This window comes from Labrys okinawensis, from assembly GCF_002982075.1.
GTDB classification, from domain to species: domain Bacteria; phylum Pseudomonadota; class Alphaproteobacteria; order Rhizobiales; family Labraceae; genus Labrys; species Labrys okinawensis_A.
Map to the genome: position 1 here is coordinate 173,625 of NZ_PUEJ01000013.1, position 17,552 is coordinate 191,176.

General features: G+C 61.1%; 19 protein-coding genes. 11 read left to right on the forward strand and 8 right to left on the reverse strand.

Features of this window, described 5'->3' with window-relative positions; translation table 11 throughout:
• Positions 1-31 precede the first annotated feature (31 nt).
• The 3 genes from C5L14_RS27170 (at position 32) to C5L14_RS27180 (ending at position 2,474) form a co-directional block, all read left to right on the forward strand.
• Complete coding sequence (locus C5L14_RS27170; protein ID WP_105865188.1) at positions 32-952, forward strand: hypothetical protein; 921 nt, start codon at positions 32-34, stop codon at positions 950-952.
• 227 nt (positions 953-1,179) lie between these two features.
• Positions 1,180-1,884: a L,D-transpeptidase gene (locus tag C5L14_RS27175; RefSeq protein WP_105865189.1), complete on the forward strand. Its 705-nt coding sequence runs from the start codon at positions 1,180-1,182 to the stop codon at positions 1,882-1,884.
• 113 nt (positions 1,885-1,997) lie between these two features.
• Entirely contained in the window at positions 1,998-2,474 is a 477-nt protein-coding gene (locus C5L14_RS27180) for a DUF2867 domain-containing protein (protein WP_105865190.1), read from the forward strand.
• Positions 2,475-2,577: 103 nt separating this feature from the next.
• Here the strand turns inward: C5L14_RS27180 and C5L14_RS27185 are convergent, their stop codons facing one another.
• Together C5L14_RS27185 and C5L14_RS27190 are read right to left on the reverse strand one after the other, a co-directional pair.
• Positions 2,578-3,474 carry a cation diffusion facilitator family transporter gene (locus tag C5L14_RS27185; RefSeq protein ID WP_105865191.1) on the reverse strand — a complete coding sequence of 299 codons (897 nt, stop codon included), beginning with the start codon at positions 3,472-3,474 and terminating at the stop codon, positions 2,578-2,580.
• Between the two features lie 138 nt (positions 3,475-3,612).
• On the reverse strand, positions 3,613-4,215 hold the full coding sequence (locus tag C5L14_RS27190; protein WP_105865192.1) for a class I SAM-dependent methyltransferase: 603 nt from the start codon (positions 4,213-4,215) through the stop codon (positions 3,613-3,615).
• 111 nt (positions 4,216-4,326) lie between these two features.
• Between C5L14_RS27190 and C5L14_RS27195 the strand changes: the two genes are divergently transcribed.
• The 3 genes from C5L14_RS27195 to C5L14_RS27205 all read left to right on the forward strand — a co-directional run bounded on the left by C5L14_RS27195 (position 4,327) and on the right by C5L14_RS27205 (position 6,482).
• A complete protein-coding gene (locus tag C5L14_RS27195) occupies positions 4,327-5,631 on the forward strand; it encodes an MFS transporter (protein WP_105865193.1) in 1,305 nt (434 codons plus the stop codon).
• Positions 5,632-5,710: 79 nt separating this feature from the next.
• Complete coding sequence (locus C5L14_RS27200) at positions 5,711-6,157, forward strand: SRPBCC family protein (protein WP_105865194.1); 447 nt, start codon at positions 5,711-5,713, stop codon at positions 6,155-6,157.
• A complete protein-coding gene (locus C5L14_RS27205; RefSeq protein WP_105865195.1) occupies positions 6,144-6,482 on the forward strand; it encodes an ArsR/SmtB family transcription factor in 339 nt (112 codons plus the stop codon). The genes C5L14_RS27200 and C5L14_RS27205 overlap by 14 nt, the downstream gene beginning before the upstream one ends.
• Positions 6,483-6,641: 159 nt before the next feature.
• On the opposite strand, the gene hisI is transcribed toward C5L14_RS27205, so the two are convergent.
• The 3 genes from hisI to folE form a co-directional block, all read right to left on the reverse strand.
• Positions 6,642-7,052, reverse strand: coding sequence for a phosphoribosyl-AMP cyclohydrolase (gene hisI, locus C5L14_RS27210; protein ID WP_105865196.1), 411 nt, complete (start codon positions 7,050-7,052; stop codon positions 6,642-6,644).
• A 39-nt stretch (positions 7,053-7,091) separates the two neighbouring features.
• A complete protein-coding gene (locus C5L14_RS27215) occupies positions 7,092-8,723 on the reverse strand; it encodes an NADP-dependent glyceraldehyde-3-phosphate dehydrogenase (protein WP_245443605.1) in 1,632 nt (543 codons plus the stop codon).
• A 147-nt stretch (positions 8,724-8,870) separates the two neighbouring features.
• Positions 8,871-9,518 carry a GTP cyclohydrolase I FolE gene (gene folE, locus C5L14_RS27220; RefSeq protein WP_105865197.1) on the reverse strand — a complete coding sequence of 216 codons (648 nt, stop codon included), beginning with the start codon at positions 9,516-9,518 and terminating at the stop codon, positions 8,871-8,873.
• A gap of 145 nt (positions 9,519-9,663) precedes the next feature.
• On the opposite strand from folE, the gene C5L14_RS27225 reads away from it, so the two are divergent.
• The 5 genes from C5L14_RS27225 (at position 9,664) to C5L14_RS27245 (ending at position 13,794) form a co-directional block, all read left to right on the forward strand.
• The gene (locus tag C5L14_RS27225) at positions 9,664-10,107 is read left to right on the forward strand and encodes an iron-sulfur cluster assembly scaffold protein (RefSeq protein WP_105865198.1); all 444 of its coding nucleotides are present in this window, start codon (positions 9,664-9,666) and stop codon (positions 10,105-10,107) included.
• 237 nt (positions 10,108-10,344) lie between these two features.
• The gene (locus tag C5L14_RS27230; RefSeq protein WP_105865199.1) at positions 10,345-10,674 is read left to right on the forward strand and encodes a hypothetical protein; all 330 of its coding nucleotides are present in this window, start codon (positions 10,345-10,347) and stop codon (positions 10,672-10,674) included.
• Between the two features lie 61 nt (positions 10,675-10,735).
• Positions 10,736-11,035: a membrane protein insertion efficiency factor YidD gene (gene yidD, locus C5L14_RS27235; RefSeq protein WP_105865200.1), complete on the forward strand. Its 300-nt coding sequence runs from the start codon at positions 10,736-10,738 to the stop codon at positions 11,033-11,035.
• Positions 11,036-11,097: 62 nt separating this feature from the next.
• The gene (thrS, locus tag C5L14_RS27240; RefSeq protein ID WP_105865201.1) at positions 11,098-13,050 is read left to right on the forward strand and encodes a threonine--tRNA ligase; all 1,953 of its coding nucleotides are present in this window, start codon (positions 11,098-11,100) and stop codon (positions 13,048-13,050) included.
• A gap of 213 nt (positions 13,051-13,263) precedes the next feature.
• A complete protein-coding gene (locus C5L14_RS27245; RefSeq protein WP_105865202.1) occupies positions 13,264-13,794 on the forward strand; it encodes a metallophosphoesterase family protein in 531 nt (176 codons plus the stop codon).
• A gap of 48 nt (positions 13,795-13,842) precedes the next feature.
• Here the strand turns inward: C5L14_RS27245 and C5L14_RS27250 are convergent, their stop codons facing one another.
• The 3 genes from C5L14_RS27250 to C5L14_RS30165 all read right to left on the reverse strand — a co-directional run bounded on the left by C5L14_RS27250 (position 13,843) and on the right by C5L14_RS30165 (position 17,266).
• Positions 13,843-14,427 carry a TetR/AcrR family transcriptional regulator gene (locus C5L14_RS27250; protein WP_105865203.1) on the reverse strand — a complete coding sequence of 195 codons (585 nt, stop codon included), beginning with the start codon at positions 14,425-14,427 and terminating at the stop codon, positions 13,843-13,845.
• Positions 14,428-15,156: 729 nt separating this feature from the next.
• Complete coding sequence (locus C5L14_RS27255; protein ID WP_105865204.1) at positions 15,157-16,710, reverse strand: Hint domain-containing protein; 1,554 nt, start codon at positions 16,708-16,710, stop codon at positions 15,157-15,159.
• Positions 16,655-17,266 carry a hypothetical protein gene (locus C5L14_RS30165; protein WP_146127035.1) on the reverse strand — a complete coding sequence of 204 codons (612 nt, stop codon included), beginning with the start codon at positions 17,264-17,266 and terminating at the stop codon, positions 16,655-16,657. The genes C5L14_RS27255 and C5L14_RS30165 overlap by 56 nt, the downstream gene beginning before the upstream one ends.
• Between the last annotated feature and the right edge of the window lie 286 nt (positions 17,267-17,552).

Genomic DNA, 17,552 nt, shown 5'->3' on the forward strand with positions numbered 1-17,552 from the left:
AATCGCCGCCTTTCCGTGAATCGTGGCGGCCATGATTGCCAAGACTTCGATCTTCAAGACCTCGATCTCCAAGACCCCGGCCCTTCTGCTGGCGGGCGCCCTGACGGTCCTGCCTGCGGCCGCGCAGACGCCGCCGAGTCCCGCCGCCACCCCCGCGGCGGCACCGCAGGCACCTGCCCAGGCTGCGCCCGGGGAGTCGGCCGTCACACGCAAGGTCGAACTCTCCGCCAGTTTCGCCGAAAAAGGCGCGCCGATCCCATCGGGCCTGAAATGGCGGGTGTTCCGCCTCGGCAAAGGCGAGGCGGATGCGGTGAAGATGGCCGAGTCCGAGGAGCCGGCCCCGGAATTCTCGCTGGCACCCGGGCGCTATGTCGTTCACGTCGCCTATGGCCTCGCTGCCGCGACCAAGGAAATCGAGGTGGACAAGGCGCCCGTGCGGCAAGGACTGGTGATCAAGGCGGGCGGCCTGCAGATCGAAGCCTCGGTGCTCGACAAGCCGATCCCGCCCGAGCAATTGACCGCACGCGTCATGGTGATCCAGCCCACCGGCGAACGCCGGCTCATCGCCGAAGGAGTTCCGGCCACCAGCATCCTGCGCCTGCCCGAGGGACGCTATTTCGTCGAATGCACCTATGGCGACTCCAATGCCACCGTCTCCGCCGAAATCTCGATCGGCACCGGCAAATTGACGGAGGCCACCTTCCACCAGATGGCGGCAACGCTGACGCTCAAGCTGGTCAGCCAGGCCGGCGGCGAAGCGATCGCCAATACGGCCTGGTCGGTGCTGACGCCGGGCGGCGACGTCATCCGCGAATCCATCGGCGCCTTTCCCTCCCTGATCCTGGCCGAGGGCAACTATACCGTGGTGGCCCGCCACGAAGGCCGGGTCTACACGCGCGAGTTCGACGTCAAGGCCGGCCATGACGGCGACATCGAGGTGGTCGCACGCTGAGTGACGCCCGGCCCGGAGCACGGGAAGAATCGACGCCTCCGCCCGCAATTCTGTTGCCATTCGATCACAGTTGCGTGCGCTTTTACCGTCCCTGGCCTTCACCCCGGATTCGGTGCGCAATCCTGCCGCAATGCGCCTCTATCGCCCAATTCATCGGAGCAACCGCTCCTCGGATTTGCTGGCTCATAGCTGCCATTGGAACACGGTACTGGATATTCGGGGTCGAAATGATACTGACGCGACGCATACTTCTTCTGGGCGCACCGCTTTTTCTTGCCAGTTGCGCAACGGGAGGCAGCCAGAGACATGCCAATTTACAGCAAGCTGCCTTTACGCCTGATCCCTACTATGTCTCCCTCTACGGAGGCATCGAGGATGATCGCTTTCCCGTCCAGGCCGTGAACCTCGCCAAAGTGCCGCCGAAATATTGGCGCCGCGAGGTTCCCTACGAGACCGCAGAGCAGCCCGGCACCATCGTCGTCGACCCGAACCAGCGTTTCCTCTATCTTGTTCAGGAGAACGGCCGGGCGATCCGCTACGGCGTCGGCGTCGGCAAGACCGAGGCGTTCAACTTCCAGGGCGAGGCCACCATCGCCCGCAAGGCCGAATGGCCGCGCTGGACCCCGACGCCGGACATGATCCGCCGCGATCCCGAACTGAACGAGCCCTATCGCAACGGCATGCCGGGCGGCGTCGACAACCCGCTCGGCGCCCGCGCGCTCTATCTCTACCGCGACGGCCGCGACACGCTCTATCGCCTGCACGGCACCACCAATCCGGCGACCATCGGCACCAAGGTGTCCTCGGGTTGCGTCCGCCTGATGAACCAGGACATCATCGACCTCTATAACCGCGTTCCCGTTGGCACCAAGGTCATCGTGCTGCCGTCGGCGCCGGCCCCTGAGGAAGCCCCGCTGCCCGACATGGTCTGAGCTCCACGGGCGCGTGCGACATCGCGGCACGCGCCCCTCGTCCTCGGCGGCTCTATATTCGGCGTCATCGCTCCATTCCGCCCAGACCTTGGAGCGCGTGGAGCATCGTTTCCATGAACACCATTGCCGTCGCCCCCGACGCCGCTCTTGCCGGCCTTCTTCCCGGCGCGCAATTCGCCGACGCCTATGCATTGGATATCGCCCTGCCGAAACTCGAGGCGAGAGGCGCCGCCGAGCGTATCATGGCCCGCTCGCCGCGCTGGGTCGCCATGCTTCTTGCTCTCAGGAACCTCGTCGTCGCGCCCCTCGGCCTGCATACCCGCCCGCCGTCCTCTCCGGCCGGACTTGGAGCCCTCGGCATCTTTCCGGTGCTCAGCCAGACACCGGACCGGCTGGTCGCCGGTTTCGACGACAGCCATCTCGATTTTCGGGTTGTGATCGACGTGACGCGGCGGCCCGAGCGCCAGCGCATCACGCTGACCACGCTCGTCCTCACCCACAATCGTCTCGGCCGCGCCTATCTCGCCGCGGTGCTGCCCTTCCACCGGATGATCGTGCGCGCCATGCTGCGGCAGGCGCGCCAGGCCTGATCGCGGACCCACGGTTTATTGGCACTCACTTTGCAGTCGTGGCGCGGCATTGGAAGTCCGGCGTGTTTCCACCAGCAAAAGCGGCGCCGATAGGCTCGCAGCCTCAGGAGGCCAGCAGGACGGGCACGCCCTTGTGCTTGGCCTTTTCCTCCGGCTCGACATGGATGGTCACCCGCGCGCCTTCGATCGCCTGCCGCAGCGCCAGCTCGATGCGGTCGCAGATGGCGTGCGACTCGGTCACCGACATCGTGCCCTGCACCACAAGGTGGAAATCGATGAAGATGACGCTGCCGACCTGGCGGGTCCGGACATCGTGCGCCTCCTGCGCGCCCTCGCTGTGGGTGGCGATGATCTTGGCGATCTGGTCGAGAATTTCCGGTGGCGCCGAGGCATCCATCAGGCTGGACACGGAATCGCGGATCATCACCCAGCCCGACCACAGAATGTTGACGGCGACGATCGCCGCCAGGATCGGGTCGAGGATGAGCCAGCCCGTCACGGCCACGAGGGCAACGCCGATCAGGACGCCGCCGGACGACCAAACATCGGTCATCACATGCCGGCCGTCGGCCGCGAGGGCCGGCGAGCGCCAGGCCCGTCCCCAGCGCAGCAGTGTCAAGGCCCAGCCGAGATTGATCGCGGTCGCCACGGCGTTCACCACCAGGCCCAGCAGCGGCATTTCGAGGGCCCTGGGCGCGAGAATGCCGTCATAGGCCTTCACCAGGATGAGGATCGCCGCCAGCACGATCATCACCCCCTCGATCACGGCGGAGAAATATTCGGCCTTGTGGTGACCATAGGGGTGGCCGCCATCGGCGGGCTTGGAGGCCACCCGTAGGGCGATGAAGGCGGCGCCCGCCGCAACCACGTTGATGATGCTCTCCAGGGCATCCGAATAGAGCGCGAGCGAGCCCGTCACCCAATAGGCGCCGAATTTGAGCGCGAGGACGACGAGGCCGATGCCGGCACTGCCTAGAGCGGCTTTCTGGGCGCGATTCATGATGGTTCCTGGTTCATGCGCAGCCCTTCCGCAAAGGTCTGTGCCGATGCGAGGTCCCTACTCCCGGAGGCTGCCGTAAGGCCAGAGCAAATAGTATAGCTTCGGCTATCGGGTTCCGCGCCCAGCGCGCCAGCTGTGTCAGCGTCCGGCCTTGTGGGCCAGAACAAAAAGCCAGTCGGTCGGCTTGTTGTCATAGCCGCCGCCCTTGGCCGCCTCGATGCCGACGCTCTCCCAGGGGCCGAGCCGGTAGGCCTGCTCGAGCCACGTCGCCGAAGGATAATTATAATAGCGGCCGAACTGATCCCTGCCCTCCGCCTCGCCGGCTTTGAAGCTGGCGTGGAAAACGCCGCCGGGTTTCAAGGCCCGGTGGACCCTGCCGATGATTGCCGGCAGTTCGGCGCGCGGCACATGGAGCAGGCAGGCGTTGGCCCAGACGCCGTCATAGACGTCACGCGCCTCGATGTTCTCGAACAGCAGCACCTCGACCGGCCGGCCCAGTCGTTTGGCGGCGGCATACGCAATTTCCGGAGTGCCGTCAGTCGGCGTGACGTCGAAGCCGCCTGCCAGCATGTATTCGCTGTCCTGTCCCGCGCCACAGCCAAGTTCCAGTATGGCTCCGCCCGGACCGATATGCGAGAGAAACTGATCGAGCCGCCGTTTCTGCGCCACTTGTCCGCGCGTGGTGTAGGCGCTCGCCTGTTCAGCATAGAAAGCGATCGTCACATCATCTTTGGCAGACATTTGCGTTTCCTGTTTCACTTCCCGGCGGAGGGCGCGATAACCCGAATGCTTCGGCCCTTTCGCCGAATCACGTCTCTCGCGATATTTCACAATTAATAGACGGAAAATAAGATGGCAGGAAACGCTGAAGCCAACTCTGCTGCGGGCTCCGGTGGAGCCCAGGCAGTGCCGGGCGGAATCGGCCGCATCGTGCTGGCGAGCCTGGTGGGCACCACGATCGAGTTCTACGATTTCTACATCTACGGGACGGCCGCGGCCCTGGTGATCGGGCAGACCTTCTTCCCGTCGACGGCGCCCGGATCGCAGGCCCTCAACGCCTTCCTCACTTTCGGCATCGCCTTTCTTGCCCGCCCGATCGGCTCCATCCTGTTCGGCCATTTCGGCGATCGCATCGGCCGCAAATCCACCCTGGTCGCCTCCATGCTGGTCATGGGCCTGTCGACCACACTGATCGGCGCGTTGCCGACCTACGAGCAGGCCGGCTTCCTGGCCCCCCTGCTGTTGTGCATCCTGCGCTTCGGCCAGGGCATCGGCCTTGGCGGTGAATGGGGCGGCGCGGCCCTGCTCGCCACCGAGAACGCCCCGCAGGGACGGCGCTCCTGGTTCGGCATGTTCCCCCAGCTCGGGCCGCCGATCGGCTTCTTCATGGCCAACGGCCTGTTCCTCGTCCTCCTGATGTTCCTCAGCGAGGCGAGCTTCCTCTCCTGGGGCTGGCGTATCCCCTTCCTGATCAGCGCCGCACTGGTGGCCATCGGCCTCTATCTGCGCGTCTCCATCAGCGAAACGCCGGAGTTCCGCGCGGCCATGGCCCGTAACGAGCGCGTCGAGGTGCCCTTGCTCGAGGTGCTCAGGGACCATTGGGTGCCACTGATCCAGGGCTCCCTCGCCATCGTGGTGTGCTACGCCCTGTTCTACATCTCCACCGTCTTCGCCCTGGGCTATGGCGTCAACACGCTGCATATTTCACGCAGCGACTTCCTCGGCCTGCTCTGCATTGCCGTCATCTTCATGGCGATCGCCACGCCGATCTCGGCCGCCCTGTCCGACCGCTTCGGCGCCCGCCCAGTCCTGCTGATCTCCAGCGCGCTGGCGGCGGCCTCGGGTTTCTGTCTGCCCGTCCTGCTCGGCAGCGGCAACAGCTTCGAGGTCCTTGCCTATTTGTCGCTGTCGCTGGCGCTGATGGGGCTGACCTTCGCGCCGCTCGGAGCCCTCCTTCCCGACCTGTTCCCCACCAAGGTGCGCTACACCGGCGCCTCCAGCGCCTATAATCTCGGCGGCATTCTGGGCGCCTCGCTCGCGCCCTATCTGGCACAGATTCTGCTGCAGAAGGGCGGCCTGCCCTGGGTAGGTTATTATGTCAGCGCGGCCGCGATCATCAGCTTCCTCGCCGTCCTCAGCATGAAACGCACCAGCTGAGAAATCGCAAGTCAAGCAACCAAATGGTTGCGCAATGCGCTGCGATCTGACATACATAGGCAACCAGGAGGTTGCAATTATGTCAGATCGTATCGAAAAGACCATCGAGCTGAACGCGCCCGTCGAGCGTGTGTGGCGTGCCCTGACCGATCACGAGGAATTCGGCACGTGGTTCCGAGTCAAGCTGGACGGGCCTTTCGTGCCCGGCCAGATCTCGCGCGGTCACATCACCTATCCCGGTTATGAGCATGTCGCCTGGGAAGCCAAGATCGTCAGCATGGACAAGCCCCGCCTGTTCTCCTTCACCTGGCATCCCTATGCCGTCGATCCGGATGTCGACTATTCGAAGGAAAAGCCGACTCTGGTCGAATTTCATCTGCGGCCGGAAGGGACAGGGACGCATCTCAGCGTAATCGAGTCGGGTTTCGATGCCATTCCTGCCCACCGCCGGGCCGAAGCCTTCCGCATGAACGACGGCGGCTGGGCGGAACAGGTGAAAAACATCAAAGCCCATGTCGAGAATTGATATCGCACCGCCGGCCCAGGATCACGCGGCCACCTTCGCCGCGCTGGGAGATCCGACCCGGCTCTCCCTGCTTGGCCGGCTCAGCGGCGGACAGGCGCAATCGATCGCCAAGCTGTCGACCGACACGCGCCTGACGCGCCAGGCCATCACCAAGCATCTCCACGTCCTGGAAGGAGCGGGACTGGTCTCCAGCCTTCGTGTCGGCCGCGAGACCCAGTTTGCCTATCGCCCGGAACCGATCGAGGCCGCCCGCTCCTATCTCGACGAAGTCTCCGCGCAGTGGGATGCCGCCTTCGCCCGCCTCAAGGCTTTCGTGGAGAAGTGAACGGAGGGTGTGTACCCTGCTGGGAAGACACTTCCTGGGACCGCCAGCATCCTGCTAGCTCTTGGAAACGCAGCGCTTGTTGGAGGGGAAGAGCCAGCAGGATGCTGGCGATCCCAGGGCCGCCCATCTTCGATTGGTCAGTCTTTTTGCAGGCTGGCACTATTCCGCCATCACCAGCCGTGCCGGCCCGCCATCCTCGCTCTGCACCACGCGGTAGAAGCAGGAATGGCGGCCGGTGTGGCAACAGCCGCCATCGCCACCGACTTCGACGCGCATGACCAGGGCGTCCTGGTCGCAATCGGTGCGCAATTCCACCACACGCTGCAATTGCCCCGACGTTTCGCCCTTGCGCCAGAGCGCCTGGCGCGAGCGCGACCAGTACCAGGCCTCGCCGGTCTCCAGCGTGCGGGCCAGGGATTGCGCGTTCATATGCGCGACCATCAGCACCTCGCCATGCTCGGCACCGAGCGTCACCACGGTGATCAGGCCGTCACGGTCGAATTTCGGCGTGAAGACAAGGCCTTCCTCAAGGGAGGTCTTGTCGCCGGGCGCGGGGAACGAGGTCGTCATGCGGATACTCGCGGAACGGGTGGCAAGATTTGCACGGGCTCAGAAGATGAAATCCGTATGGATGAACTTCGACTTGTGGCTGCGCGTGATCTCGTCGAGCAGTTTCTTGCTGGGCTCGGTCTGCTTGGCCGCGATCATCGACCGGATCGAGAAGGAGCGCAGCGCATCGGTGACCGAGAGCGTACCCTCGGCCGAATCCTTGCGGCCGGTGAAGGGGAAGACGTCCGGCCCGCGCTGGCACTGGCAGTTGATGTTGACCCGGCAGACCTGGTTCACCAGCGGATCCACTAGGGTGCCGATATCGTCGGCGCTGGAGGAGAAGATACTGACCTGCTGGCCATGCTCGGAGGTGATGACATAGTCGAGCGCCGTCTCGATGTCGTCGAACGGCATCACCGGTACGATCGGCCCGAACTGCTCCTCGCGATAGAGCTTCATGCCTTCGGCGACTGGATAGACCACCGCCGGCCGGAACAGCGTCTCGACCTCGTCCCCGCCGCCCGCATTGATCACTTTGGCACCCTTGGCCACGGCATCCTCGACACAGGCCTTCATATAGTCCGTCTTGGCCCTGTCGGGCAGCGGCGTGATGCTGACACCCTTGTCCCAGGGCATGCCGATCTTGAGCTTGGCGAGTTCCTCGGTGAAGCGCTCCAGGAAGCGGTCGACGATGGAGCGGTGCACGATCAGCATCTTCAGCGCCGTGCAGCGCTGGCCATTGAAGGACAATGCGCCTGCCAGGCATTCCTTCACCGCCAGTTCCAGATCGGCATCGGCCAGCACGATGGCGGCATTCTTGGCGTCGAGGCCGAGAATGGCACGCAGCCGGTTGGTCTTGGGGTGCAGCTTCTTGAGATGGTCGGCGACCTTGCTGGAACCGATCAGGGTGAGCGCGTTCACCTTCCCCGACTCCAGCAGATGCGGCACGATTTCTGCGCCCTTGCCGTAAACGAAATTGACCACGCCCGGCGGGAAAGCGCTGCGGAACGCCTCCATCAGCGGCTCGAACAGCAGGACACCGAAACGCGGCGGCTTGAACACCAGAGTGTTGCCCATGATCAGGGCCGGGATCAGCGTGGCGAAGGTCTCGTTCAGCGGATAATTGTAGGGACCCATGCACAGCACGACACCCAGAGGCGTGCGGCGGATCTGGCCGATCGTGCCCTCGACGATCTGGAAGCGTGAATTCTCATTGTCGAGATTGCGCACGGCATCGACGGTGGCGCGCATATAGTCGACGGTGCGATCGAACTCCTTCTCCGCATCCGGCAGCGACTTGGCGATCTCCCACATGATCAGCCGCACGATCTCGCCGCGGCGCGCCACCATCTGGCGGATGAAATCCAGCATGCAGGCGATCCGGTCGGCGACCCGCATCGTCGGCCAGGCGCCACGGCCATTATCGTAGGCGCCGACGGCGGCCGCCAATGCAGCGTCGGCCTCGGCGATGCCGCCGACGGGAATCGAGCCGAGCTTGACGGGCTGCAATCGCCCCTCCCCGTCGCGCAGATGAATGGGCGAGATCACGCTCTGCCTCTCGCCGGTCCAAGCCAGCAACTGCCCATTCACCAGCACGCTGTCCTGGTGGATCTCGCCCGGAAGGCGGAATTCGGCAGGGATATCCCCGGCTTGCGGGAAAAGCGCCTTGAGCTCGGTCGATTGCAGCATCATCGCTACTCCTTCGAGATGTGGCTGCCCCAGCCCGTGCACGATCCATGCCACATGCTGTCCAGCGTGCGGCACACCCATGAAGGGAATAAGACGTCCGGACGCCGAACGGCACCGTTCGTGAGAAGCAGCCCTGCCGCCGGGTATCGCTCAGCGCGCCTTATAGGCGCGCTGTACCAAGCTCAGGAAGTGCATCTGCTGTTGCGGATCCGACTTGAAGATACCGGTGAATCCGGTCGTCACCGTGGAGATCCCCTGTTTCTGGATGCCGCGCATGGCCATGCACATATGCTCGGCTTCCAGCATCACGGCCAAGCCGCGCGGTTTGAGGCGCTCCTCGATGGCCTGGGTGACGTTGGCGGTGAGATGTTCCTGCGTCTGCAGGCGGCGTGCATAGATTTCCACCACCCGCGCCAGCTTGGACAGACCGACGACGCCGCCGCTCGGATAATAGGCAATATGGGCATGGCCCAGGATCGGCACGATGTGGTGTTCGCAATGCGAATAAAACGGAATGTCGCGCACCAGCACCATATCGTCATAGCCGCCGACTTCCTCGAAGACCGTGTCGAGTTCTTCGCCGGCATCGTGCTCGTAGCCCTTGAACATCTCCCGCCAGGCCTTGACCACCCGCTTGGGCGTGTCGACCAGCCCTTCGCGATCCGGATCGTCGCCGGCCCACTGGATCAGCGTCCGCACGGCGGCTTCGGCCTCCTTGCGCGTCGGGCGAGGCAGCGGGGCGCGGATCGCGTCATCACGTTCCAACTTGGCCGCAGGCTTGTCCACCAATGCATCCATCAAAAACTACTCCCACCGCCAAGACAGATCGTCAAAATCCACCCTGCGGGTTTAGATCATACCGGCCTGGAGAACACCCCTCCCCAACCGACCCATTCATGCCTATATAGTTGAGAACGAAGCGCATACAATCAAGCGTCCACCCATGCTCGACGACGTCTATAATAAACGTATCCTCGAATTGGCAGCCAATATTCCGCGCATCGGCCATCTGCCGCGCGCAGATGCCGCAGCCACGGCCCATTCCAAACTGTGCGGTTCCACCGTCTCGGTGGAGCTGGCGGTCGAAGACGGCAAGGTCTCCGATTTCGCCCATATCGTGAAGGCCTGCGCCCTCGGGCAGGCCTCCTCCTCCATCATGGCCCGCAACATCATCGGCGCGAGCGCAGACGAATTGCGCGCGGCGCGCGATACCATGCGCCGCATGCTCAAGGAGAACGGCCCGCCCCCCGAGGGGCGTTTCGCCGAAGCCGCGGTGCTGGAACCGGTGCGCGACTTCAAGGCGCGGCACGCCTCCACCCTGCTCACTTTCGACGCTGTCGTCTCGGCCTTCGACAGTATCGAAGCCAAGGGCAAGGCGGCGGAGTGAGCCTTGCAAAAGAGTGTCGATCTCCAGATCGACACTCTTGGAAACGGCGACTTTGAATGATTTCGACCTGGAGGTCGACACTCCGATTTCGGCGTTTCCTAGAGCAGGCTGGAAGCCTGCGATTTCATGATTTACCCCCTGCCCCTTGCGAATTGTGACGGAAAAGCCCCATTCTGCTCTTGAACTTGCCGGTTTTTCCGGAAATGAGCAGCGCGTTTAGGTAAGGACGGGGGCACCATGTTGAAACTGATCCTGCGGCGAAACGTCAAGTCGGGGCTGATCGGCGGCAAGAAATTCGAAGTTCATAGTCGTATCGAAACGGACAAGGATCTCGCCGCCCTGTTCAAGGGTTATCCCGATGAACTGGTGCTCGCCTATAAATCCATCTGGGCGGACCGCAGCCTGTCCCTCAAGCGCAGCGAATTCCTGCGGGGAGCCAAGTTCACCGTCACCTCTCTCAACGAACTCATCGAGTTGGAGGAAAGGCTGCAATCGGCCTTCGACCAGGTTCGGCGTATGATCGAGATCGTCGAGACATTCCAGACCGATATCGCCCTCGAACTCTGATCCAGACCGAGCCCGGAAGGGCTTCGACCCTGTCACCTCTCGTCATGGGCCGTCCCTTGTCATGACTTGGCCTCGCACCGCGGCACATCTTGTCATCCGGACCTATCAGGTCACGCTGTCGGCTCTGATCGGGCGGCAATGCCGTTATTTTCCGAGCTGCTCGGAATATGCGGACGAGGCGATCGAGCGCCACGGCCTATGGGCCGGCGGCTGGATGGGCCTCGCCCGGATCTGCCGCTGCCATCCCTGGGGCGGATCAGGCCTCGATCCCGTGCCGGAACGATTGCCCGCCGACACGAGCTGGTATAGACCGTGGCGCTATCGCCGCCGGCGGCCCTTTACCTGCGATGAGGGCCAGTAAGCCCTCCAATCACCTGAAATCGCTTACCTGCTTGGTTGGCAGGAGTGAGCCTGGAGAAACCTATGCCTGTTTTGACTTTCCCTGATGGCAATCAGCGTTCCTACGATGCCGGCGTGACCGGCAAAGCGGTTGCCGAGGGCATCTCCAAATCCCTCGCCAAGAAATCCATCGCCATGAAGCTCGACGGGGTACTGACCGACCTCGCCGAGGAGATCGGTCGCGACGCCCGCATCGAGATCGTCACCCGCGAGAGCCCGGAAGCGCTGGAGCTGATCCGGCACGATGCCGCCCATGTCATGGCCGAGGCCGTGCAGTCGCTCTGGCCCGACACCCAGGTCACCATCGGCCCGGTGATCGAGAACGGCTTCTATTACGATTTCTATCGCGACGAGCCCTTCTCTTCGGAAGATTTCCCGAAGATCGAGGCGAAGATGCGCGAGATCATCGCCCGCAATGCCCCCTTCACCCGCGAGATCTGGAGCCGTGACAAGGCCAAGCAGGTGTTCGCCGACAAGGGCGAGAAGTTCAAGGTCGAACTGGTCGAGGCGATCCCTGCCGATCAGGATTTGAAGATCTATTACCAGGACAACTGGTTCGATCTCTGCCGCGGGCCGCATATGGTCTCGACCGGCCAGATCGGTACCGCCTTCAAGCTGATGAAGGTGGCCGGCGCCTATTGGCGCGGCGACTCGAACAATCCGATGCTGACCCGCATCTATGCCACCGCCTGGCGCAACCAGGAGGAGCTGGACGCCTATCTGAAGCAGATCGAGGAAGCCGAAAAGCGCGACCATCGCCGCCTGGGACGGGAGATGGACCTGTTCCACTTCCAGGAGGAAGGGCCTGGCGTGGTGTTCTGGCACGGCAAGGGCTGGACCGTCTTCCAGGAGCTGATCGCTTATATGCGCCGGCGCCTGAAGGCCGATTACAAGGAGGTCAATGCCCCGCAGCTGCTCGACAAACATCTGTGGGAGATCTCCGGCCATTGGGGCTGGTACCGCGAGAACATGTTCATGGCGAAATCCGCTGGCGAGGACACGGATGACGACCGCGTCTTCGCCATCAAGCCGATGAACTGCCCGGGCCACCTGCAGATCTTCAAGCATGGCCTGAAATCTTACCGCGACCTGCCGATGCGCCTTGCCGAATTCGGCGCCGTGCATCGCTACGAGCCCTCGGGCGCCCTGCACGGCCTGATGCGCGTGCGCGGCTTCACCCAGGACGATGCCCACATCTTCTGCACCGACGAGCAGATGGCGGCCGAATGCCTGAAGATCAACGATCTCATCCTGTCGACCTATGCCGATTTCGGCTTCGACGAGATCGTGGTCAAGCTCTCGACCCGGCCGGAGAAGCGCGTCGGTTCCGACGAATTGTGGGATCGCGCCGAAGAAGTGATGATGCGGGTGCTTGGTGAGATCGAGGAGCAGTCCGGCGGGCGCATCAAGACCGGCATCAATCCGGGCGAAGGCGCCTTCTACGGGCCGAAATTCGAATACACCCTGAAGGATGCCATCGGCCGCGACTGGCAGTGCGGCACCACGCAGGTCGACTTCAACCTGCCGGAGCGCTTCGGCGCCTTCTTCGTGGATTCGGACGGCGAGAAGAAGACGCCGGTGATGATCCATCGCGCCATCTGCGGCTCGATGGAGCGCTTCCTCGGCATCCTAATCGAGAACCATGCAGGCCATTTCCCGCTCTGGCTGGCGCCCGAGCAGGTGATGGTGTGCACCATCACCTCGGATGCCGACGATTATGCCCAAGAGGTCGTCGCCGCCCTCAGGGCCGCGGGGCTGCGCGCGGAAATCGACCTGCGCAACGAGAAGATCAACTACAAGGTGCGCGAGCATTCCCTCGCCAAGACCCCCGTGATCTTCGCCCTCGGCAAGAAGGAAGGGGCCGAGCGCACCGTCTCGATCCGCCGTCTCGGCTCGCAGGCGCAATCGGTGCTGCCGCTGGATGAGGCGATCGCCGAACTGGTCAAGGAAGCGACCCCACCGGATCTGCGGCGCTAGTTCGGCAAGCGCCTTCCTGCGCCGTGACGGCTCGACCCTTATTGTTGCCGGGCTTGACCCGGCAATCCAGTCTGCCCCTCACCGGTCTGATTGCCAAGGCTCTGGATGCCCGGGTCAAACCCGGGCATGACAAGGGGCGGCACCGCCGTCCGATGGTTTGGGGTGGCCGACCGTTCTAAGCAAGACGGCCACTGCCGCTCGATGGACGCACCAATGAGCAAGCTCTTCTTCACCGCCGATACGCATTTCGGCCATGAATCCATCATCCGCCTGTGCAAGCGCCCCTTCGACAGTGTCGAGGCGATGGACGAAGCCTTGATCGCGCGCTGGAACGGTAAGGTCGCGCCCAACGACGTGGTCTACCACATCGGCGATTTCAGCTTTCGCGCGGGCAAGCCCGCCGAAGCCTATCTGGAACGCCTCAATGGCCAGATCCACCTTGTCCTCGGCAATCATGACGACCAAGCCAAGCTGGAATCGACCGGGCGCTTGCGGTCGATCGGCGAGATCAGGGAGCTACGCTGGAAGGGCCAGACTATCGTGATGTGCCATTACCCGATGCGGGAATGGCCGGGAGCCTGGCGCGGCGCCTGGCATCTGTTCGGGCATGTGCATGGCCGCCTCGACGGCGAACCCTTCGGCTACAGCCTCGATGTCGGCGTGGACAGCCACGGCTATGCCCCTCTGGCCGCGGAGGAGGTGGCCGCGCTGATGGCCGGGCGTCAGCAGATTTTCGGCACCTGACATTCAAAAAGAATGGCTGCGGAGGCAGCCAGCTGTCGTTCTGTAATCTTATTCCGCAGCAACGCGAGCCGCAGGCTCGTTCCGCACGGCCAGCCCCGCCAGCACCATGTCGAAGATCTTGTCGACATAGGCCGCATCGGGCGGCGTCACTGTGGTATGGAAACGCTGGAAGATCGGCGACATGATCAGGTCGAGCACAGTATCCGGATCGACGTCGTCGCGGATCTGTTTCTTGTGCATGGCCGAGATCACGAAAGCCCGGGCGATCTCCTGGCGGCGCTTCATGACAATCTCGCTGAAGCGCTCTCGGAACGGACGCTCGAACTGCGCCTCTGCAAGCAGGGCCCTGGAGGCGCCTTCCATCATCGGATCGTTGAGATATTCAGCCAAGCGACGCACATAATTGCGGAAATTCATCATGGGCTCGCCACCGGCGACCATCGGCGGCAGCACCTCGGTGCAACGGGCGAGATAGGCGTCGAGCAGAAGATCGGCCTTGCTGTCATACCAGCGGTAGATGGTCTGCTTGCCCACCCCGGCGAGAGCCGCGATGCGTTCGACCGAAATATCGCGATAGGGAGCGCGTTCAAGCAATTCGGCCGCTGCATGCAAAATCGCCTTATGCGTTTCCATGCAGCGCGGTCTTCCGACGGGTCGTGCCGCCTGCTGCGCAATGGCCACTGACAACTCCTATAAATGTCAAGAATATATTCTAGACGTAATGTCTCATATATAAACGCATTTCTGCTTGTTTTCAATCAACCTGACCTTGCATGGCAGTATCGCTTCGCGTGCCGCCAGCGAAAAATTACCGAACGGCCTGCCTCCAACGCTCTCGACCCGGAATGCCCCCCACCCCATCACGGGCTGCACAGTTTTCTCACCTCACGAAAATTTCAAGACGCCCCGTTTCATAACTCTTGCATTTGGAGACGAAGCGTCTTATAAAGATGGACATGGATGGAACGGCAATCATTGTTTGGATTGCAGCCCGTCCACGGCAAATGTTCAAGCGTATCGACGGTTCGGTAACGATTGTCAGCACCAAAGAGTAGATGAAGGCGTATTTGCGCCTTTGGATATTGCATAGTTTGATTTCTATTCGGGCGCCGCACCCCCCCAACAGGTGCGGCGCTTTATTTTTGGCTTCCCGTAACCAGGCCGGCGATAGAGAGAACTATTCTGCGCCACAAAGCGGTAACTATATACAAATTCGGTTCCGGTTCTGCTGTGCCGGGCCAACATGGCGAATATCGCCAACTTCACCACCCAGGAAACTTTCATCGCCTGTCCCGAATGAAAACGGTACGGACCATATTTAGCTGCGTAAAGGTCCTCGGTGTCTGGGGCAGGATCGCAAGGTCAATTTTTCTGCTGGTGCCGCTTCTCGCCGATCTCCGCATTGCCCGGCTCGACCCATGCCCGGGTCCACCCTCGCTCGCGAGCAAGTTCGATCTCAAGCGTAACCGACCCGACGGCTCCTGCCCAAAGGCCGCATGCAAGGATGCCATTGCCGTTGGTCCAGCGCCATTGGTCTCCCGCCCATTCCTGGATGGCATGGAAGCCTTTGATGAGGGCTGTATCATCGAGAGGAATTTTGCGGACCCCCCCGGAGTCTTGCACGTCCAGCCGCCGCAAGGGCACCCCAAGGCAGCGGTCGTCATGGGTCGTAACATCGGCGTGACGCGGGACGAAGGTGGCGCTGGACAGCACAATCGCGCGCGTGCGAGCTGGGAATGTCAGGCGATAGAACGTCTCCGATAATGCGTGAACCTGAAGTTCATCCTCAGCTCCTTCCGCCCGGAACTCAATCTTGGCATGCTCGGAAAGCGACCAGCCGAGTTTTCTTGCTCGTTCCAGCAGTTGGGCGCGGATTGCCGTCACGACCGGTCCTTCGGTTACGAGCGGCAAGCAAGCATCCTCTTGCCAGGTCTTGCGCTGCGGAAGCTTCGCCTGCGGCCGGCCGCTCGCGGTACGGAAAGCATGCTTGGAGCGTTCTAATTCGGTCACTCCAATCACCTCCCTCCCTCCCGTGTCGAGGAAGCTCTCGGCCGCCAAATTCTCTGCAAGAAGCAGATCATGCCGCTCCAGCTCCACATGCCAATAACTGACTTCGTCCATCGGCACCTGAGAGACAGTCGCCCCGTTGTCCAGATGCTTTATCGGTATCAGCACATTAGAAAGGCACGACACCGCAACTGCGTGATCGGGAGACAGCCATAGATCGCGCCGCGGTTGATCGTCTCCGAAGGCATGAGCCAGAATGCGATAAGGCCATGCTTTGGCATGGCTCTCCTCATTATGATCGGCGCGACTCAGCCAATGGCCGATCCAAGTGATCATGCGTTGCTGTCCCGAAGCCGTGACAACCACATCGCCAACCTTCAGACTTTCAACGGTCGCCTCCCCTTTCAAGGTACGGATCGAGGTTCCCGTCAAATAGCAGAGGTATGCGGTGAACGGCTCTGGCGGCAGTGGACCGGGAGAGCCGGCATAGGTGATAACGCCGGTTGGTGAATCTGAGAAAACACCTTTGTATCCAGTGCCGATATCGAAGCGATGCTCTAAACCTGAACCGTCGGTGATCGTCAGAATACCAGTTTGTGAATCATAATGCGGGGTCCCCGCTATTCCAGTATCCAACGCATCTCCCTGTTGGAAACCTCGAATGACGCCTTTGAACTGATCACCCGGAATGGTGAGTGTGTTGTTTCCTCCATAGAGGGCGAATATCTGGTTTGCAGCTGTGTCCGTTCCACCAGCCAGTGTGACGTGAGCTGTGTCGAGTTGCACATAGCCGTTAGTGCCAGTAAGAGCGCCGTTTATAATGAAACTCGCGTGATCGACACGGATTAGGCCGTCATTCACAAATGGACCGGAGCCATTCAGCGTCGCTGTTGTCCCCTTCCCCGACATTGATTTCCAATTTTGAATTGTTTGCCAGATATATATTGGTGGAGGCTCCCCCAAAATATCCTCTCAAACTCCATCCACCATCTGTGCGAAATGATTTGAAATTGAATTTCAAATCAGACGACGCTTTAGACGGCAGATTATTAATATAGAAATCATTTTTATTTTCAAAATAACCAGTTCCGTTTCCAAAATTAAACGTGATGCTACCTTTGGCAAATACAGAAAACTGGTCCCGATTACTGAAATTACTTACACCATCAGCGTTCAATTCAATATTTGCGCTTGACGATATATAAAATCTACCCTTTAAATCCGCTCCTGATATAGAAAAGTAACTATCAATATTTATAGATTTGTAATTTAGATTTACTACTGTGATGTCTGTTGCAAAATCATCTTTTATATCTACATATGCAGTATAAGGCTCAAAAAAACCTACAATTGATACTACATTTCCAGGACCACCTAAATTGAATACTGAGCCGGAATTCGGAGATTGCCCCCCTTGCAACGAAACCCCTGCCGTCAAATCGCCAGCTAAATTAACAACGGACATTTCTCATCTCCCAGCAATAATCTCGATCAATTGCCTAGATGCAACTGTCATACCCCGAATGCCTCGACTCTTCAGTTATGGACTCCTCAAAAGAAGAAATACAGACATATCGCAAGATTTTAGCTCCCCTAGCTTCTCTCTGTTTGCCGACAATGTTCATTAATATGAATTCACGGGCAGATTTTCTACATTATATTTGCTGAAGGCACTTTCGTTATCCTATCCAAAGGAGCAACGCCGTTCGCTGCGCCTACATCTGATTGTGGCACGTACTGCGCCAGAGCGG